Source organism: Pseudomonas sp. RC3H12 (genome assembly GCF_018596375.1).
In the GTDB taxonomy this organism is placed as follows: Bacteria; Pseudomonadota; Gammaproteobacteria; order Pseudomonadales; family Pseudomonadaceae; genus Aquipseudomonas.
Window position 1 is genome coordinate 2,674,531 of record NZ_CP075595.1, and the last position, 16,381, is coordinate 2,690,911.

Annotated in this window: 20 protein-coding genes; 10 read left to right on the forward strand and 10 right to left on the reverse strand. The window is 64.3% G+C overall.

Going from position 1 to position 16,381, the window contains the following annotated elements; genetic code table 11:
• Positions 1 to 60: 60 nt before the first annotated feature.
• The 3 genes from KHO27_RS12105 to KHO27_RS12115 form a co-directional block, all read right to left on the reverse strand.
• Complete coding sequence (locus tag KHO27_RS12105; protein ID WP_214501884.1) at positions 61 to 975, reverse strand: c-type cytochrome; 915 nt, start codon at positions 973 to 975, stop codon at positions 61 to 63.
• The gene (locus tag KHO27_RS12110) at positions 972 to 1,622 is read right to left on the reverse strand and encodes a c-type cytochrome (RefSeq protein WP_102682877.1); all 651 of its coding nucleotides are present in this window, start codon (positions 1,620 to 1,622) and stop codon (positions 972 to 974) included. The genes KHO27_RS12105 and KHO27_RS12110 overlap by 4 nt, the downstream gene beginning before the upstream one ends.
• A 145-nt stretch (positions 1,623 to 1,767) precedes the next feature.
• A complete protein-coding gene (locus KHO27_RS12115; protein WP_023631137.1) occupies positions 1,768 to 2,127 on the reverse strand; it encodes a hypothetical protein in 360 nt (119 codons plus the stop codon).
• Positions 2,128 to 2,288: 161 nt separating this feature from the next.
• Here KHO27_RS12115 and KHO27_RS12120 point away from each other — a divergent pair, with 161 nt between their 5' ends.
• The 4 genes from KHO27_RS12120 to KHO27_RS12135 all read left to right on the forward strand — a co-directional run bounded on the left by KHO27_RS12120 (position 2,289) and on the right by KHO27_RS12135 (position 4,479).
• Positions 2,289 to 2,591, forward strand: coding sequence for a DUF1883 domain-containing protein (locus tag KHO27_RS12120; protein WP_046855131.1), 303 nt, complete (start codon positions 2,289 to 2,291; stop codon positions 2,589 to 2,591).
• 7 nt (positions 2,592 to 2,598) lie between these two features.
• Positions 2,599 to 2,769: a hypothetical protein gene (locus tag KHO27_RS12125; protein WP_094011390.1), complete on the forward strand. Its 171-nt coding sequence runs from the start codon at positions 2,599 to 2,601 to the stop codon at positions 2,767 to 2,769.
• Positions 2,770 to 2,804: 35 nt separating this feature from the next.
• The gene (locus KHO27_RS12130; protein ID WP_214501885.1) at positions 2,805 to 3,878 is read left to right on the forward strand and encodes an NAD(P)H-dependent flavin oxidoreductase; all 1,074 of its coding nucleotides are present in this window, start codon (positions 2,805 to 2,807) and stop codon (positions 3,876 to 3,878) included.
• Between the two features lie 91 nt (positions 3,879 to 3,969).
• Positions 3,970 to 4,479 (forward strand): cysteine hydrolase family protein, encoded by a 510-nt coding sequence (locus tag KHO27_RS12135; RefSeq protein ID WP_214501886.1) that lies wholly within the window; start codon positions 3,970 to 3,972, stop codon positions 4,477 to 4,479.
• A 73-nt stretch (positions 4,480 to 4,552) separates the two neighbouring features.
• Here KHO27_RS12135 and KHO27_RS12140 read toward each other — a convergent pair whose 3' ends face one another.
• The 4 genes from KHO27_RS12140 to KHO27_RS12155 form a co-directional block, all read right to left on the reverse strand.
• Positions 4,553 to 4,690: a PA0050 family protein gene (locus KHO27_RS12140; RefSeq protein WP_110703645.1), complete on the reverse strand. Its 138-nt coding sequence runs from the start codon at positions 4,688 to 4,690 to the stop codon at positions 4,553 to 4,555.
• 49 nt (positions 4,691 to 4,739) lie between these two features.
• The gene (locus KHO27_RS12145; protein ID WP_023630030.1) at positions 4,740 to 4,883 is read right to left on the reverse strand and encodes a PA0050 family protein; all 144 of its coding nucleotides are present in this window, start codon (positions 4,881 to 4,883) and stop codon (positions 4,740 to 4,742) included.
• Positions 4,884 to 5,102: 219 nt separating this feature from the next.
• The gene (locus KHO27_RS12150) at positions 5,103 to 7,301 is read right to left on the reverse strand and encodes an OsmC domain/YcaO domain-containing protein (protein WP_214501887.1); all 2,199 of its coding nucleotides are present in this window, start codon (positions 7,299 to 7,301) and stop codon (positions 5,103 to 5,105) included.
• A gap of 129 nt (positions 7,302 to 7,430) precedes the next feature.
• Positions 7,431 to 7,775, reverse strand: a complete 345-nt coding sequence (locus KHO27_RS12155) for a hypothetical protein (protein ID WP_023630028.1) — start codon at positions 7,773 to 7,775, stop codon at positions 7,431 to 7,433.
• A gap of 281 nt (positions 7,776 to 8,056) precedes the next feature.
• Between KHO27_RS12155 and KHO27_RS12160 the strand changes: the two genes are divergently transcribed.
• Positions 8,057 to 8,737, forward strand: coding sequence for a phytanoyl-CoA dioxygenase family protein (locus KHO27_RS12160; protein ID WP_214501888.1), 681 nt, complete (start codon positions 8,057 to 8,059; stop codon positions 8,735 to 8,737).
• Here KHO27_RS12160 and KHO27_RS12165 read toward each other — a convergent pair.
• The gene (locus tag KHO27_RS12165; RefSeq protein WP_214501889.1) at positions 8,724 to 8,927 is read right to left on the reverse strand and encodes a DUF1289 domain-containing protein; all 204 of its coding nucleotides are present in this window, start codon (positions 8,925 to 8,927) and stop codon (positions 8,724 to 8,726) included. The genes KHO27_RS12160 and KHO27_RS12165 overlap by 14 nt on opposite strands.
• A gap of 153 nt (positions 8,928 to 9,080) precedes the next feature.
• On the opposite strand from KHO27_RS12165, the gene KHO27_RS12170 reads away from it, so the two are divergent.
• From KHO27_RS12170 to nhaA, 4 genes are all read left to right on the forward strand, one after another.
• Entirely contained in the window at positions 9,081 to 9,533 is a 453-nt protein-coding gene (locus KHO27_RS12170) for a thiol-disulfide oxidoreductase DCC family protein (RefSeq protein ID WP_214501890.1), read from the forward strand.
• Positions 9,530 to 9,913: a DoxX-like family protein gene (locus tag KHO27_RS12175; RefSeq protein WP_214501891.1), complete on the forward strand. Its 384-nt coding sequence runs from the start codon at positions 9,530 to 9,532 to the stop codon at positions 9,911 to 9,913. The genes KHO27_RS12170 and KHO27_RS12175 overlap by 4 nt, the downstream gene beginning before the upstream one ends.
• A gap of 55 nt (positions 9,914 to 9,968) precedes the next feature.
• Positions 9,969 to 11,720: a S8/S53 family peptidase gene (locus KHO27_RS12180; protein ID WP_214501892.1), complete on the forward strand. Its 1,752-nt coding sequence runs from the start codon at positions 9,969 to 9,971 to the stop codon at positions 11,718 to 11,720.
• A 438-nt stretch (positions 11,721 to 12,158) separates the two neighbouring features.
• Positions 12,159 to 13,361 (forward strand): Na+/H+ antiporter NhaA, encoded by a 1,203-nt coding sequence (gene nhaA / locus KHO27_RS12185; protein ID WP_214501893.1) that lies wholly within the window; start codon positions 12,159 to 12,161, stop codon positions 13,359 to 13,361.
• A gap of 32 nt (positions 13,362 to 13,393) precedes the next feature.
• On the opposite strand, the gene KHO27_RS12190 is transcribed toward nhaA, so the two are convergent.
• Positions 13,394 to 14,809 carry an aminotransferase-like domain-containing protein gene (locus KHO27_RS12190; protein ID WP_110703662.1) on the reverse strand — a complete coding sequence of 472 codons (1,416 nt, stop codon included), beginning with the start codon at positions 14,807 to 14,809 and terminating at the stop codon, positions 13,394 to 13,396.
• A gap of 148 nt (positions 14,810 to 14,957) precedes the next feature.
• Between KHO27_RS12190 and KHO27_RS12195 the strand changes: the two genes are divergently transcribed.
• Positions 14,958 to 15,428 (forward strand): RidA family protein, encoded by a 471-nt coding sequence (locus tag KHO27_RS12195; protein WP_110703665.1) that lies wholly within the window; start codon positions 14,958 to 14,960, stop codon positions 15,426 to 15,428.
• 30 nt (positions 15,429 to 15,458) lie between these two features.
• Here KHO27_RS12195 and KHO27_RS12200 read toward each other — a convergent pair whose 3' ends face one another.
• Positions 15,459 to 16,223, reverse strand: coding sequence for an SDR family oxidoreductase (locus KHO27_RS12200; RefSeq protein ID WP_214501894.1), 765 nt, complete (start codon positions 16,221 to 16,223; stop codon positions 15,459 to 15,461).
• Between the last annotated feature and the right edge of the window lie 158 nt (positions 16,224 to 16,381).

Below are 16,381 nucleotides of genomic sequence, written 5' to 3' on the forward strand. Positions count from 1 at the left end.
CGCCCCCACGATCGCCCCTTGCGGGGCGTGGGAACGGGCTTGCCCCGCGAGGGTTTCAGCTCAACCGCCGATCCCCTGCCCGATCAACACGCCATCGACTTTCTGCCCATACAGGTTGACCCCGTCATTGGCATGGAACTTCAGCCGGGTCTTCTCGATCGAGCCTTCGACCAGGCGCGGATCCTGCGGTCGCTCATGGCGATTGATCCAGGCTGCCACGTCCCAGGCCTGCTGGTCACTCAGGCTGCCGGGCTTGCCCAACGGCATGTTGTACTTGATGAACGACGCCGCGGTGTTGATCCGGTGCATGCCGGCCCCCCAGTTGTACGAGTCCTTGCCCCACAGCGGCGGCATCACGTACTCCCCGGCCACCTTCTGCCCTTCGCCGTTGCCGCCGTGGCAGATCGCGCATTGTTCGTCATACACCTGCTTGCCGCGCTTGAAGTCGTAGCCATCCTTGGGCTTCGGCACGTCCGGATAGCCGCGACCGGCGATCTCCACCCCCGTCGGCGCCTGGGTCGACAACCAGTAGGCATACACACTCAGCGCGGTCGTCTGCGGGCTGTCGGCCGCCGGCGGCTTGCCGTTCATGCTGAAGGTGAAGCAGCCCTGGATGCGTTCGGCGAAGGTGTTGACCTTGTCGTTTTTCTTACGGTACGCCGGGTACATCGGATAGGCGCCCCAAAGCGGCGCGGAATGGAACAGACGGCCCTGGTCGAGGTGGCAGTTGCTGCAGTTCAGGCCATTGCCGACGGCTTCGGGCATCAGCCTGCGGGTATCGACGAACAGCGCATGCCCTTCGCGGACCATCTTGCCGAAGGCGTTGTCCGGAATGGCGCTTTCCGCGGGCGGTACGAATTGCGGGGCCGCCTGCACGCCCGGCACCTTGAGCTGGGACTGGTCTTCCATGGCAATAGGGGCGGCCTGGGCAGTGCCCATGGCCAGCAGCAGCAGGGTTGGCATAAGGGTCTTCATGGCTTGACCTCCTGGCTTGCCGGCTGTGCGAAGTAGTCGGCAACTGCCTTGACCTCGGCATCGGTCATCGCTTTGGCGACATCCACCATCAGCTGGTTGGGGTCGTTGCTGCGGCTACCATCGCGCCAGGCGTTGAGCTGTGCCACCAGGTAGCTGGCCGGCTGCCCGGCCAACGGCGGGAAGTGCTCGCCGACACCGCTGCCACCCGGGCCATGGCACTGCACGCAACCGGGAATCTTGCGGCTCCAGTCGCCGTAGATGGCCAGGCGGGCCACCGGATCGGTGGTGATCTGCTGACGCCGCGTGTCAGGTGCGGCATCGGCCGGCAGCTTGGCCAAATAGGCGCTGATCGCTTCGATTTCCGTATCGTCCAGGGCCTTGGCCAGCGGCTCCATCACCGCCTGCTTGCGGCTGCCACTGCGAAAGTCCTGCAATTGCTTGCTCAGATAGCCGGCGGGCAGGCCGGCAAGGCGGGGAAAGCCGGCGGCGGCGATGCCTTTGCCGTCCGCGCCATGGCAGCCCAGACAGGCCATGGCGGCGGGATTCTGCCCGCCCTGGTTGAAGATTTTCTGGCCGTCGGCAGCGTGCGCCGAGGGCCAGGCCAAGATCAGCAGGCTGCCGATCACGACATGGCTCAGGGGTTTCATCACGGAGGCTCCATTTCCTTGTTATAAGCTTAGGCTCAAACGATATAAGCCCAGAAATACTAGGCCTATTCCCCGGCCTGCGACAACGTGCCGCCGGGAAGGAAAATGGCAATACGCCAGCTAATTGCCGATTAACTGAGCTGGATCAAGAACCGGAGATGCATTGGGTGGCGGCCGTGCGCACATCGCCCAGGCGCAGCGGGAAATTGTTCAACCGCTCGTAGACCTTGATCGCGCTGCCGCTGCCGCGCTTGTCGATATCGAGCAGCGCCGCCGGCCCCACGCCAGCCGTCAGCTTCTGCGGCACGGTCAGGCGCAGGTTTTCACCGCGCACCTCCTCTTGCAACGGATCACGCGTTTCAGCCAGCTTGCGCTTCACGCAGTCGGCGTACTCACGTGGCGTCTTGCCAGAGATCACGTCCAAGGTGGCGTGGGACTGCTCGAGTTCCGTCACGCTGACACAGCCTCCCAATGCCAGCACCGCTGCCGCTACTACCCATTTCATGCACACACTCTCCAACTTCAAAGTCATCCTCTGACCACGTCCAGGCGTTTTTGCTCCCACGTCTGGCGGAAATCTCCTTGGCTTGGTCAGCCCGGGCGCAAGTGTAACCTCACATCGTGATATCTTTCGCGTTTGCAGAAACAATCCTTGCGGAGCGCCCCATGAAATTCGTACACCAGCGCGAACACCTGAACGAGGACGACATCGTCGTCATCGAGTGTTCCCAGCGCTGCAACATCCGCCTGATGAACGACGCCAACTTCCGCAGTTTCAAGAATGGCGGCCGGCATACCTACCACGGCGGCCACTTCGAGAAATTCCCGGCGAAGATCACCGTACCCAGCACCGGTTTCTGGAACATCACCATCGACACCGTGACCACCCGCCCGATCTCCGTGACGCGCAAGCCAACCCTGACCCACAAGATCAAGATCATTCGTCGCTCGTCGTCGAAACTCGGATGAGACCAGCATGACCCAGACCATCAAGTACGTGATCAAGTACAAGCTCGACGGCGAACGCCGCTGGGATTTCGCCCTGATGCCCGACGCCTCCCTGGAGCAGGCGCAGGAAGCCCTGCGCAAGATCCATGGCGACGACGCCGACAAGATCAGCGACATCCAGGTCAGCAAGGCCCTGTAGCTACTCTGGATCCCACCGCACTCAAGGAGTCGCCCATGAGCACCTGGCCAGACCGCCGCATCCTCGACCTGCTGAACATCGAGCTGCCTATCCTCCAGGCGCCCATGGCCGGCGCCACCGGCTCAGCCATGGCCATTGCCGTCGGTCATGCCGGAGGCCTGGGCGCCCTGCCCTGCGCCATGCTCTCCAGCGAGCAGCTGCGTGGCGAGATCGAAGCCTTTCGCAGCGCCTGCCAGGGTCCGCTCAACCTGAACTTCTTCTGCCACCAACCGCCGGCGCCAGACCCCGAGCAAGACGCTCGCTGGAAACAGGCGCTAAAGCCCTTCTACGAGGAAGTCGGCGCGGACTTCGAGGCGCCGACGCCGGTGTCCAATCGCGCGCCCTTCGACGAGCAGAGCTGCCAGCTGGTGGAGCAGCTGCGCCCGGAAGTGGTCAGTTTCCACTTCGGCCTGCCAGCGCCGGCGCTGCTGCAGCGGGTCAAGGCGGCAGGTGCCAAGGTGCTGTCCAGCGCCACCACGGTGGAGGAAGCGATCTGGCTGGAACAGCACGGCTGCGACGCGATCATCGCCATGGGCTATGAAGCCGGCGGCCATCGCGGCATGTTCCTCAGCAACGACATCACCAGCCAGATCGGCACCTTCGCCCTGGTGCCGCAGATCGTCGACGCGGTGAGCCTGCCGGTGATCGCGGCAGGCGGCGTGGCTGATCACCGCGGCCTGCTTGCCGCCCTGGCCCTGGGCGCCTCGGCGGTGCAGATCGGCACCGCCTACCTGTTCTGCCCCGAGGCCAAGGTCTCACCTGCGCACCGCCACGCCCTGGACAGCGCCCCGGCCAGCGATACCGCGCTGACCAACCTGTTCACCGGCCGCCCGGCCCGCGGCATCAACAACCGCCTCATGCGCGAGCTAGGCCCGATGAGCGCCCTGGCCCCACGCTTCCCGTTGGCCGGCGGCGCGCTCATGCCGCTGCGCGCGATCAGCGACCCGCAAGGCAACAGTGATTTCAGCAACCTGTGGGCCGGGCAGGCGTTACGCCTGGGAAGGCACCTGGGCGCAGAGAAACTGACCCACGAAATTGCAGGTGAGGCCCTGAAGCGGCTTGTCCGGTGAACGCGACACGTTCATAGAGAGCCCCTTGCCGCAAAAAACCGGCGTGCGGCGGTATACTCGCCAGCCTTCGAACCTCGCCCGGAAAACCGCCATGCAGCAAGTCCTGCTCATCGTCGATGTGCAATCCACCTTCAGCCCCTCCGAGAAACTGGTGGATGGCATCCGCATGCTGTCGGCGCATATCCCCACCATCGCCTCGGTCGAGCTGCACGACGAGCAGGTCACGCCTTTCCAGCGCCAGCTCGGGTGGCACCCGGCCAGCGAGGACGTGGCCCTGGTCGAGGCGGACAAGGTGTTCGTCAAGCATGGTTACAGCCAGACCGCCGAGACCCTCGACCACATCAAAAGCCTCGGCGTCGAACGCGTGCTGGTCTGCGGGCTGCAGACCGAGACCTGCGTGCTGGCCGCAGGCTTCGCCCTGTTCGATGCGGGCCTTACCCCGACACTGGTCACCGACCTGACCATGGGTTCCTCGCTGGACCGCTCCGGGCAACTGGGCATCGAGCTGTGGAAACACCATTTCGGTCACGTCACCACCGCCGCCGAGGTGCTGGCCGGGCTGCACGCCCATCGAGAGGTTCCACGCCCCTCGAATACGTAGTGATCGTTGTGCAGCCAGCCCGGCCGTTATCCGCCGCGCAAGCTCGCGCCTGCCGTCTCAGGCGGCCATGGGATCAAGGGCACTCGCAGGTGGAAGGCCCGAACACAGGCCCCGCGCAAGGATCTTCGCCCGGGCCGAATACCGGGCACGACGCCTGGGCCGTCACGGAAAAGCCCCACAGCAGCAGTACAGCCAACATGACGTTCTTCATGGGTAACCTCCTGGTCAATGATTGATTCTTCCCTGCACCTTCGCGGTGATCAGCGCTCGCACACGCAGGTCGTCGGGCCCAGCACCGGGCCGGCACAAGGGTCCTCCCAGGGTCCCAGTACCGCGCAATCGGCCTGCGCCGTCATCGAGCACATCCACAGCAGTATCGCGCCTGCCAGCATTTTCCTGTTCATCCAACCCTCCTTGGGTCTATCCCTGACAATCCTTCCCCAACGGGCGACAAGCGCTCGCCGGGCCCGCAACAGCTAAGACCAACCCTGTTCAGTGCGCAACTGTGGTGCATCGTCGCAGCTGGAGGTCGGTAAAGCGCAAAGGATTAAACGCGAACCGTGCAGGACGCTGACCGAAAAAGAAAGGGCCGCTTTACGCGGCCCTTGCCATTCAAGAGGTGATCAGTTGTACAACCCAGCCGCCCTCGCCCGTGCGGCATGCAGCTTCTTGTAGCTCTCGACCAGGCGCAGGTGGCGGTCCAGCCCCTCGAGCTTCATGCTGGTCGGGGTCAAACCATGGAAACGCACGCTGCCATCCACCGAGCCCAGCACCGCGTCCATCCGCTCGTTGCCGAACATGCGACGGAAGTTGGCCTCGTAGTCGGCCATCTCCAGCTCATCGTCCAGCACCACCTCCAGCACCACGTTCAGCGCCTGGTAGAACAGCCCGCGCTCGACGGTATTGTCGTTGAACTGCAGGAACATCTCGACCAGTTCCTTGGCGTCCTCGAAGCGCTGCAGCACCAGGTGAATCAGCAGTTTCAGCTCGAGGATGGTCAACTGGCCCCACACCGTGTTGTCGTCGAACTCGACGCCGATCAGCGTGGTGATGGTGGTGTAATCGTCCACCTCGGCATTGTCCAGACGCTTGAGCAGCAGCTTCAGCGAGCGGTTGTCCAGCTGGTGCAGGTTGAGGATGTCGGCACGGAAGCCCAGCGCCCGGTTGGTGTTGTCCCAGATCAGGTCCTCGACCGGGTAGATCTCCGAATAACCCGGCACCAGGATGCGGCAGGCGGTGGCGCCGAGGTCGTCGTACACGGCCATGTACACCTCCTTGCCCAGGTCCTCGAGGATGCCGAACAGCGTCTGCGCCTCCTGCTGGTTGGAGTCCTCGCCGTGGCCCGAGAAGTCCCACTCGACGAATTCGAAGTCGGCCTTGGCGCTGAAGAAGCGCCACGACACCACGCCGCTGGAGTCGATGAAGTGCTCGACGAAGTTGTTCGGCTCGGCCAGCGCGAGGCTGTCGAAGGTCGGCTGCGGCAGATCGTTCAGGCCCTCGAAGCTGCGGCCCTGAAGCAGTTCGGTGAGGCTGCGTTCCAGCGCCACCTCGAAGCTCGGATGGGCACCGAACGAAGCGAACACGCCGCCGGTGCGCGGGTTCATCAGGGTCACGCACATCACCGGGAACTCACCACCCAGCGACGCGTCCTTGACCAGCACCGGGAAGCCCTGCTCCTCCAGCCCCTGGATGCCGGCGACGATGCCCGGGTACTTGGCCAGTACCTCCTGCGGCACGTCCGGCAGGCACAGCTCGCCCTCGAGGATCTCGCGCTTGACTGCCCGCTCGAAGATCTCCGACAGGCACTGCACCTGCGCCTCGGCCAGGGTGTTGCCGGCGCTCATGCCATTGCTCAGGTACAGGTTCTCGATCAGGTTGGACGGGAAGTACACCGTCTCGCCGTCCGACTGGCGCACGAACGGCAGCGAGCAGATACCGCGCTCCTTGTTGCCCGAATTGGTGTCGTACAGGTGCGAGCCGCGCAGCTCGCCGTCGGGGTTGAAGATCTCCAGGCAGTGCTGGTCGAGGATCTCGGCCGGCAGCACGTCCTTGGGCCCAGGCTTGAACCACTGCTCGTTGGGGTAGTGCACGAACGCGGCGTTGGCGATGTCCTCGCCCCAGAACTGGTCGTTGTAGAAGAAGTTGCAGTTCAAGCGCTCGATGAACTCACCCAGCGCCGAGGCCAGCGCCGCTTCCTTGGTCGCGCCCTTGCCGTTGGTGAAGCACATCGGCGACTGCGCGTCGCGCACGTGCAGCGACCAGACGTTGGGCACGATGTTGCGCCACGAAGCGATCTCGATCTTCATCCCCAGCTCCGCCAGCAGGGCAGACATGTTGGCGATGGTCTGCTCCAGCGGCAGGTCCTTGCCGGGGATGTAGGTGGTGGTGTCCGACACCGGCATCAGCAATGCCTGGGCATCGGCGTCGAGGTTGTCGACCTCCTCGATGATGAACTCGGGGCCGGTCTGCACCACTTTCTTCACGGTGCAGCGGTCGATGGAGCGCAGGATGCCCTGACGGTCCTTCTCGGAGATGTCCTCGGGCAGCTCGACCTGGATCTTGAAGATCTGGTTGTAGCGGTTCTCGGGGTCGACGATGTTGTTCTGCGACAGGCGGATGTTTTCGGTCGGAATGTCGCGGGTCTGGCAGTACAGCTTGACGAAGTACGCCGCGCACAGGGCCGACGAGGCCAGGAAGTAGTCGAACGGCCCCGGGGCCGAGCCATCGCCCTTGTAGCGGATCGGCTGGTCGGCGATCACCGTGAAGTCGTCGAACTTGGCTTCGAGACGGAGGTTGTCGAGAAAATTGACCTTGATTTCCATGCGAGGGGGTACCAGGAAGCGGGGCGGAAAATGGCAGGTATTATCCGGGATTCGCCGGCGAATGTCTTGGCATACCGCCGGACGAGCCGCAACGGGTCGCGTGGGCATCTTTCATGGTCCCACCAGCCGCTACTCCGCCCGAAAGCTCCACACGATCTCGACCACCCGCGAAGCCAGCACCAGGTAAAGCAAACACAGGATCACCTGCAGCGCCGTGTGATAAGGCAGCTTGGCCAGCCGGTGCAAGGTATCGCTGACGTTCAGCAGCAACAACAGTGCCGATACCAGGATCAGCCCCCAGCCGGTAAAACTCGACACCCACAAGCCCAGCAGGATCTGCTGGTCACCGTGAATCGCCTCGGTGCCTGCGGCGAACAGCAGCGCGCACACCAGCAGGTTCTTCAAGTTGTCGAACACCTTGGCACTGAGGTCGGCGTCGAGCAGTGCCAGGTACTTTTGCCAGAGTCTGCGCATGGGCCTCTCCCACGGATACAGGTGATGTACGCAAGTCTAGGCTCTGTACGAAATGTATCTGCACTCGCCCATACTGCGTTGAAACGGGGCTCGGAATGCTCATGTACTCCAGTACACTGCGCTTCCTCCCCCCGTTTCGCCTTGTCTGGCCTTCGCGCAGACACATTTCGTACAGACCCTAGAAGTGATTGGCCAAGTGCACGCTACCGTGGCGCTCGCAAAAGCCGACCAGGCTCACTACCCTTGGCCAACACACGACTGACAGGGATAGCGGGAGTACCATGCCCCATCACCAACAGCTCCACCAGGCGGGCTATGCCCTGCTCCGCCAAGCGATCCCGGCACAATGGCTGGACGAGCTGCGTCGGGTGTTCGAGGCCGGGGTGAAACCCTCGGAGGACTGGCCGGTGCCCCGCGCCGGGGACTGGCGTCATGCGCAACTGGATGGCGCAGCAGCGGTCCAGGCCGTTTGCCGCTTGCCGCATGTGCTGGCAGCGGTGGGCGCGTTGATCGGCGAACGGTTCTTCCTCTACCAGGTCGAGGGGCGCGCCCCCGTTGCCGGGGGTGGCCATCAGCGCCTGCACCGTGACCTGTCGGCGCAGCGCCCGGGCGACACGGTGGGGGTGATGGTCTACCTGGATGATTACGGCCCGGACAACGGTGCCACCCGTATCGTCCCCGGCAGCCATCGACCTGCCCCGCACGCGCCACCTTTCGACTTCAGTGATGAATCACGCAGCGTCCAGCTTGCCGGGCGAGCAGGCGACGCCCTGGTGTTCGATGTCGACCTGGTACATGCCGGCAGCCTGAACGTCAGCGGTGCACCGCGTCGCGCGCTGCTGATCGGTTATGCCGCCGACCCGCTGTATGCCGTATTTGAGGAAACCGCGCATCTGCGTGGCGTCCAAATGGACACGCACGAACGCTTCGAACCCTCGGACTACCTGTTCACGGCGCCATGACCTGGCGCTTGGCGTTCTTCTTGACGATAGCCTTCATCCGCGCCGCCGCGCGCTGCACGGTCGCCATCTTCTCCGGGCGCTTCATGCCGCGCCATTTGCGGATCTCGTCCCGGGTCCGGCCACAGCTGACGCACAGCTCGCTGTTGAGCTGGCAAAGCGAGATGCACGGATTGTCGATGTCTTTGGCCATGGGGTACTCCGCTGACGGGCGCGTATCATACCGGCTTCGGCCTGCGTGATGTAGGCCAGGGCCTTTGCAGGTGATCCACCCACCGCGCGTGTATGTCCCTTCTCCTACCTGACCGCTATACAATACCGCCCACCGCCTGAACGGAATCAAGCCATGCCCGCTGCTCTGAAGCGCCCCACCCCTGCGCCACTGCTCGCGCCAGGGGAAACCGTCCTGCTGTTCGACGGCGTATGCAAGCTGTGCAACGGCTGGGCGAAATTCGTGATCCGCCATGATCGCCATCAACGCATCCGCCTGGCCACGGTGCAGTCAGCGCAAGGCCAGGCGCTGCTCGCCTGGGCGGGCCTGCCGATAACGGCGTTCGACACCATGGCGGTGATTCGTGACCAGCACTGCTGGGTGCGCTCCGCGGCGTTTTTCGAAATCGTCCGGCAACTGCCCGGCGCCTGGCCGCTGTTGCGGGTACTGCGCATCTGCCCGCAGGGACTACGGGACTGGCTGTACGATCGCGTGGTACTCAATCGCTATCGCCTGTTCGGCAAGCACGACCAATGCCTGCTGCCGAGCCCAGACCACCAGCGACGCTTTCTCCAGGGCCTGCCATGAACCGCCTGTGCCAGGTGCACTGGCTGGCGCGCGCCAGCCTGGCGTTCATCTTCGCCTACCACGGGCTGGTGCCCAAGCTGCTGTTCCTCAGCCCCGGTGAGCAGCTGCTGTTGCAGGCCCACGGACTCGGGCATGCAGCCTGGCTGTCACAAATTGCCGGCGTAGCTGAACTGGTGCTCGCCGCACTGCTACTGATGCCGAGCCTGGCCTGGCCATTACTGGTCGCCGCAGGCGTGCTGCTTGGGCTGCTGGTGGATGTGGCGGTGATGCAGCCGTCGATGCTGGTGGACGCCTTCAACCCGGTCTCGCTGAACGTGGCGGGCATGACACTGTGCGCCGTGGCGTGGACCTCAAGGCAGGGCCATACCCCTGACCGCTGAACGAAGCGCCCTGCGCAGCAGTCGGAACTGGAGGCCCTCAACAAGGAAACCACCCATGGCCGCAGCGCTTGCCGCCTTCACCACCCTGTTCATGCTGCTCGCAGGCGCGATGGCACAGGCGTCGGAAGGCTTGCGTATCGAAAGCCTGAAACGTTGCGGTGACCTGCTGGACACCCGGCGCCAGGACTGGTGCCTGACCGTCCACGGGCTGAGCCCCCAGCCGCCGACACTGAAACTCGGCAACAAGACGATCCCCTCCAGCGCGGTGGCGCGCGAAGGCGACCGGCTACGCCTGCGGCTGGACAGCAGCGAGCGACAAAGTGGTCCGCTCTGGCTTGAATATGGCACGCGCACCAGCAACGCCGTATGGCTGACACTGCGCAACAGTCACGTACTGGCCGCAGGGCCAGACGAGGTGGCCAGGAACATGGACGGTCTGACCACGTATGTGAACCTGGTGAGCCTGTTGATCGAGGAGCACCATGATGGTCGTCAGGAGGCCGCACGTCTGGCGGGCAAATACGGGGCCAGCGTCGTCGGCAGCATTGCGCCGCTGAACCTCTATCAGTTGCGCCTGCCGGCACGCAATCTGGAGCAACGCGATGCCTTGGTGTTGCGCCTGGGCAGCGAGGCCAGCGTGGATGCGGTGGTGATCGAAGAGACGGTGCCGGAACAGGCCGAACACGAACGCACGCACGCCCCGCCCGGGGACTCTGACGAGTGGGCGGCGAACCGCTTCCTCGACGCGGTCGATTTCTACCGCCGACACCTGCCTGGGCAGCAGACTGTCCTCCAGCCACAGCCGTTGCGCATTGGGCTGATCGAGCGCGATGTCGACTTCGACAGCCCGGACTTTGTCGATTACCTCGGTGCCTGCGCCATTCCCCGCACATGCCTGTATGCCCGCGATGCCGAACAACCTGACTCTCATGGCAGCACGGTCGCCGGCATTCTTGCCGCCGGCTGGGACAATGGCGGCAACACCGGTTTCCTGCGCGGCCTGGAACCGGCCAGCGGCGGTTTCGAGGTCATCGTCGAGCGCAACTCCGATGCGGGTATCACCGCCAATATCGCGGCCTCGGTCAACCTCGTCGAAGACGGCGTGCGCGTGCTCAACTGGAGCTGGGGCATCCACCGTGTCGGTACTCGAAACGCCGAGGGTGACGAAGTCGACTCCCTGTTGCGCTCAGGCCTTGCCATGGGCGGCTATGAGGAATTGCTGGAAGAATTCTTCCTCTGGCTGCGCAAGTCGCACCCCGATGTGCTGGTCGTGAACTCCGCCGGCAATGGCTCGACCTTTGCCGGCACCGACGAATACCGCCTGCCCTCCTCGTTCATCACCGAGCAGTTGCTGGTGGTCGGCGGCCACCAGCGCGCCGAGGGTGTCGAGCGCGACGTGGACGACCCGGCCTTTGCCGTCAGGCGCAGCAGCTCGAACATGGACATGCGTGTGGACATCACCGCAGCCGCCTGCACCCACGCCTCGACCCTCGAAGCAGGGCAGCCCGGCGCAGTGCATTGCGGTACCTCCTATGCCACGCCGATGGTCACGGGCCTAGTGGCGGCGATGTTGTCGATCAACCCGAACCTGCAGCCCGAACAGGTGCGCATGCTGTTGCGCCGCAGTGCCATGAGCATCGGTGACCAGCACGACTTCGAACGGATGGATGCCGAGGACCTCACCGCGCCCATCCTGCCGTCGGAGCGCAACTATCAGCTCGGTGACAAGGATGTCGGGCGGTCGGCGCGGCTGGACATGCGAAAGGCCCTCGACCTCGCGCTGAAAAGCCGTGAGCGGGTGCGCTGACAGGATTTCGATGGGCAGGTGTACAAGCATCATCAAGATAGCGGTGGTTCTAGCAGCATTGCCATCGGGTGATGGCCGATACCGCAGTGCCGTACCGTGACCTGGCAACATTTGGACGCAAAATGTTGAAGCACATCTTCGCCCGCATCGCTAGAATGGCCGCCTGGCGTGTGCTGCGTGCGCCCGGGAGCCTTCCCGAATACGGAGAACATTCATTTGTTTTCCGTGAGATCCGTCTATGTTGCACGCATGCCCCCATTCCCCATGGCCCTTCCTGCCCCGTGTCTTCACGGCGTGGGTTGCTGCGCCGCATTCCCTATCCTTCTTCTCGCCCTTCGCCGCAGTGGCCCGTACAGTCCGGAGCCAGCGTCTCGCCGTGCCCGTTGCCCGCCGCGCCACTGCCATTGCGAGGGTGATGCCATGAACGAGGACCGTTACATGACTGCATCCCTTCCAACCGTCAAGCCGCGCTCGATGCTGCGTCACCTGCTGGCCACCGAAGCGGCCGGCGGCGTATTGCTGATGTTCACCGCCGCGCTGGCCATCGTCATCGCCAACAGCCCCTGGGCCAGTGCCTACCAGCACCTGCTGCACCTGCCCGTCGGCCCGGTACTGACCGACAAACTCGGCCCGATGACCGTGCACATGTGGATCAACGATGGTTTGATGGCGATCTTCTTCCTGCTGGTGGGCCTGGAGATCAAGCGCGAGCTGGTCGACGGCCGCCTTGCCAGTTGGGAACAGCGCCGCCTGCCGGCACTGCCGGCACTGATGGGCATGGCCGTGCCGGCGCTCATCTACCTCGCGGTGGCTGGCGGTGAACCCGGGCTGTCCAACGGCTGGGCGATCCCCGCCGCCACCGACATTGCCTTCGCGGTCGGCGCCCTGGCCCTGCTCGGGCGGCATGCGCCGCTGTCGCTCAAGGTGATGCTGGTGTCGGTGGCGATCATCGACGACATGGGCGCGGTGGCGATCATCGCGGTGTTCTACACCTCGTCGCTGAACCTGCTGGCACTGGCCGCTGCCGCCGGCATCATCGCCATCCTGCTGGCCTGCAACCGCCTGCGTGTGGTCAGCCTGTGGCCCTATCTGATCGGCGTGGCCGCGCTGTGGTACGTGACCCTGCTGTCGGGCGTGCACGCCACCATCTCCGGCGTGGTCGGTGCCCTGCTGATCCCCTACAGCACAGGCAGCAGCGAGGCCCGCGAGGCCAGCCCGCTGCTCAGGCTGGAGCATGGCCTGGCGCCGTGGGTCGGTTTCCTCATCGTGCCTGCTTTCGGCTTTGCCAACGCCGGCGTCTCGTTCGGCGACCTGGGCCTTGACGACATCTTTGCCCCGCTGCCGCTGGCCATTGCCCTGGGCCTGCTGCTGGGCAAGCAGCTCGGCGTGTTCGGTGGCGTACTGCTGGCGGTCAAGACCGGCCTGGCCAGCAAACCCCAAGGCGCCAGCTGGCTACAGATCTACGGCGTGGCGATGCTCTGCGGTATCGGCTTCACCATGAGCCTGTTCATCGGCGAACTGGCCTTCCCGGGCCAGGCCGAGAAGATCGATGCAGCCAAGATCGGCATCTTGTTGGGCTCGCTGCTATCGGCAGTGATTGCCTGCCTGATCCTGCGATTTGCGCCCAAGCAGGCCGATTGAAGTAGCCCCGGGGCCCGCGCCTGCTCGACAGCTCAGTGGCTGTCGAGCAGGCGCAGAAAGGTGTCGCGGACCTTTACATTGTCACTGTGACCGACATTGAAACGCATGAACGCACGGGCATCGGCCTGGGCGCTCAGCAAGGTGCCGGGTGACAGCACCAGACCATGCTGCAAGCCGCTCATGGCAATGGCCTCGCCATCGACACCGGCGGGTAGCCGGGCCCACAGGAACAGCCCCTCCCCTTGGCACGACGCCACCTCGCACCCTGCCTCGCGCAACCAGCCAACCACCCGCCCGCTGGCCTCATGCAGCCGGTCGACGACCCTGCGCGTATGCCGCTCATAGCTGCCTTCGGTCAGCAGGCGATGAATAACCTGCTCGGTCAGCTCGGACGTCACCCCGCCGCACTTCATCTTGAGCAGCGTCAGTTGCCCCGCCAATTCGGCGCCCACGGCCAGGTAACTGACGCGGCAATTGGCGGTGAGGGTCTTCGAGTAGCCGCAGACATAGCTGACACTGTCCAGCCCACCCACCCCTGCCAGCCGCGGCGTTCGTTTATGCTGGATATCGCAGTACAGATCATCTTCGATGACGTGCACGCCATAGCGCTGGCACAGCTCCAGCAGGCGGTGGACCTGCAATGCCGAAAAGGAATGCCCCGTTGGATTGTGCAAGGCACTGTTGGTCAGGTAGACCCGCGGGCGATGGGCAATCAGCAGTTGCTCGAAAGCCACGAAATCAATGCCTTCCACCGATCGCGCCACGCAAACCGGGCGAGCGCCGTGGTAAGGCAGGTTGGCGCGGAAGTTGAAATAACACGGGTCGTCGACCAAAACGCTGTCCCCCCTGCGTAGGATCAGGCGCAACAGCATGTCCACGCCTTGCATGGTGTTGGCGGTGGTGACGATCTGCTCGACCGGAACATCGATGCCCAAGGTACCGAGCTTGAGGCGCAGCCATTGACGCAGCGGCAGGTAGCCTGCCGCCGAGCCATACTCCCCCATGCGCAACTCGCTGGCCCGCAGGCATCCGCGCATGGCCTTGAGCAGAGTATCCACGGGCATCCATGAGGGCGGCAGGAAGCCGCAGCCGGGGCGCAACATGCCGTTGTCCGTCAGCAGTGCGTGACGGAGCACACTCACCGGGTCCTGGGGCAGCAGATTGCGCACAGCCTCAGTACCCATGACCTGGGCCTCGCGTGCCACATAGTGACCAGCGCCCTGGCGCGATACCACCAGCCCCCTGGCGCGCAATCGGTCCAGGGCTTCCACCACCGTGGACTTGCTCACCCCCAACAGCTCGGTCAACTCACGAATGGGCGGCAACCGCACCCCTGGGGCCAAAGCCCCATGCCCGATGGCCTCGGTCAAACCCTCGGCAATCTGCTGCACCAGCGGTTGCCCCGGCTGGAATTCGATGGCGGCGATCACCGCGCGCTGTCGCTGCATTGTACTGGTCGTCCTGGCAGTAAAGTTCAGAGGTTTCCATCCGAAGTTGCCCTGCCCCTGTGGCCAGCGCCTTTCTACTATGCATCGGCATCCGGCTTGCGCCTAGCGCATACCGCCCCGAGGCCATGAAGAGACCGAGAAGCGCCCTATGTCCCGTGAAGCACAGTTTGCCGCGATACTTGATCAGCTGGGTTATTCCTTCGAAGCAGGGTTGAAACTCGGTGGCGACTACGCCGCCACCGTGCGCCATGAGGGCGTTGTGTACGTCAGCGGGCAGATCCCGCGCATTGACGAAGAGGTGATCCACCCCGGCCGGGTGGGGAGCGAAGTCAGCCTGAAGGATGCACGCACCGCAGCCATGGTCAGCGCCCTGCGCTGCCTGGCATTGGTGCGTGAACGGGTTGGCTCGCTGGACAACATCCGCGCCATCCTGCGCATGACCGTGTTCGTACAGTCGGCCGAAGCGTTCACCCGACAGAGCGAGGTGGCCAACGGTGCTTCGCAGGTCTTGTACAGTGTGTTTGGCGAAGCCGGCGCTCATACACGAACTTCGGTCGGCGTGCTCAGGCTGCCGAAGAATGCCCCCGTGGAAATCGACCTGATCGCCGCGGTGACGTGATGATCCAGCCATGGCACGCTACCGTCCGCCTCAGCCGCGCACCACCGATACCCCGCCATCCACCACCATCGCCGACCCGGTCATGAAGCTTGATGCGTCCGAGGCCAGGAACAGTGCCGCCTCGGCGATTTCCTCCGGCCTGGCCAGGCGTTTGAGGGCGTGCAACCCTTCGACATGGGCCTGGGCCTCGGGGCTGCTCATCACACTGCGGCCCATCGGCGTGTCGGTACCGCCCGGCAGCAACGCATTGGCGCGTATACCCCGGGCGCCCTGCTCCGCCGCGATGACCTGGACCAGGCCGACCAGGCCCGCCTTGCTGGCCGCATAAGCGGCCATGCCCGGCATGCCCACCGCGTGGCCGACGAAGGTCGAGGTGAAGATCAGCGAGCCACCGCCACGGGCCAGCAGCGCCGGGATCTGCGCCTGGGCGCAGAGGAAAGCGCTGGTCAGGTTGGTGCGCAAGGTATGTTGCCAGGCGTCCAGCGTCAGCTCGGGAACGGCAGCCAGCTCACCGAGGGTGCCTGCATTGTTGAAGGCGATGTCCAGGCCACCGAAGCGCGACACCGCCGTGTTCACCAGCTCCCTGGCCAGCGCCGCGTCGGTGATGTCACCGGCCACCGTAAAGACCCGGCCGTGTCCGGCTGCCGTGATGTCCGCCGCCAACTGCTCGAGTTCGGCCTGACGCCGCGCCGTGAGCACCAGATTGGCGCCGTGCCGGGCGAACAGTTTCGCCGCCGCACGGCCGATGCCGGAGCTGGCACCGGTGATGATTGCCACTTTGCCTGCCAGTTGCATGATCTGTACCTCGTCCTGAAGGTGATTTGCAGGGTGCGCGGGTACTATCGGGTGCGGTGCGGGGGGATGCTCTCCGTTTCTTGCGGACTGGGGTCGGCTCAAGTTGCTCGATCGCCTGGGTACAGTAATGTAAAGCTTGTACTCGCTCTTCCTTTTGT

Bases quoted from the DNA above. Each gene is read 5' to 3' on its own strand.
- KHO27_RS12200 (WP_214501894.1), bottom strand. From the start codon at position 16,223: ATGCAACTGGCAGGCAAAGTGGCAATCATCACCGGTGCCAGCTCCGGC.
- KHO27_RS12175 (WP_214501891.1), top strand. From the start codon at position 9,530: ATGAACCGCCTGTGCCAGGTGCACTGGCTGGCGCGCGCCAGCCTGGCG.
- KHO27_RS12135 (WP_214501886.1), top strand. From the start codon at position 3,970: ATGCAGCAAGTCCTGCTCATCGTCGATGTGCAATCCACCTTCAGCCCC.
- KHO27_RS12180 (WP_214501892.1), top strand. From the start codon at position 9,969: ATGGCCGCAGCGCTTGCCGCCTTCACCACCCTGTTCATGCTGCTCGCA.
- KHO27_RS12140 (WP_110703645.1), bottom strand. From the start codon at position 4,690: ATGAAGAACGTCATGTTGGCTGTACTGCTGCTGTGGGGCTTTTCCGTG.
- KHO27_RS12105 (WP_214501884.1), bottom strand. From the start codon at position 975: ATGAAGACCCTTATGCCAACCCTGCTGCTGCTGGCCATGGGCACTGCC.
- KHO27_RS12125 (WP_094011390.1), top strand. From the start codon at position 2,599: ATGACCCAGACCATCAAGTACGTGATCAAGTACAAGCTCGACGGCGAA.
- KHO27_RS12130 (WP_214501885.1), top strand. From the start codon at position 2,805: ATGAGCACCTGGCCAGACCGCCGCATCCTCGACCTGCTGAACATCGAG.
- KHO27_RS12165 (WP_214501889.1), bottom strand. From the start codon at position 8,927: ATGGCCAAAGACATCGACAATCCGTGCATCTCGCTTTGCCAGCTCAAC.
- KHO27_RS12150 (WP_214501887.1), bottom strand. From the start codon at position 7,301: ATGGAAATCAAGGTCAATTTTCTCGACAACCTCCGTCTCGAAGCCAAG.
- KHO27_RS12160 (WP_214501888.1), top strand. From the start codon at position 8,057: ATGCCCCATCACCAACAGCTCCACCAGGCGGGCTATGCCCTGCTCCGC.
- KHO27_RS12195 (WP_110703665.1), top strand. From the start codon at position 14,958: ATGTCCCGTGAAGCACAGTTTGCCGCGATACTTGATCAGCTGGGTTAT.
- KHO27_RS12145 (WP_023630030.1), bottom strand. From the start codon at position 4,883: ATGAACAGGAAAATGCTGGCAGGCGCGATACTGCTGTGGATGTGCTCG.
- KHO27_RS12155 (WP_023630028.1), bottom strand. From the start codon at position 7,775: ATGCGCAGACTCTGGCAAAAGTACCTGGCACTGCTCGACGCCGACCTC.
- KHO27_RS12115 (WP_023631137.1), bottom strand. From the start codon at position 2,127: ATGAAATGGGTAGTAGCGGCAGCGGTGCTGGCATTGGGAGGCTGTGTC.
- KHO27_RS12120 (WP_046855131.1), top strand. From the start codon at position 2,289: ATGAAATTCGTACACCAGCGCGAACACCTGAACGAGGACGACATCGTC.
- KHO27_RS12110 (WP_102682877.1), bottom strand. From the start codon at position 1,622: ATGAAACCCCTGAGCCATGTCGTGATCGGCAGCCTGCTGATCTTGGCC.
- KHO27_RS12170 (WP_214501890.1), top strand. From the start codon at position 9,081: ATGCCCGCTGCTCTGAAGCGCCCCACCCCTGCGCCACTGCTCGCGCCA.
- KHO27_RS12190 (WP_110703662.1), bottom strand. From the start codon at position 14,809: ATGCAGCGACAGCGCGCGGTGATCGCCGCCATCGAATTCCAGCCGGGG.
- nhaA (WP_214501893.1), top strand. From the start codon at position 12,159: ATGACTGCATCCCTTCCAACCGTCAAGCCGCGCTCGATGCTGCGTCAC.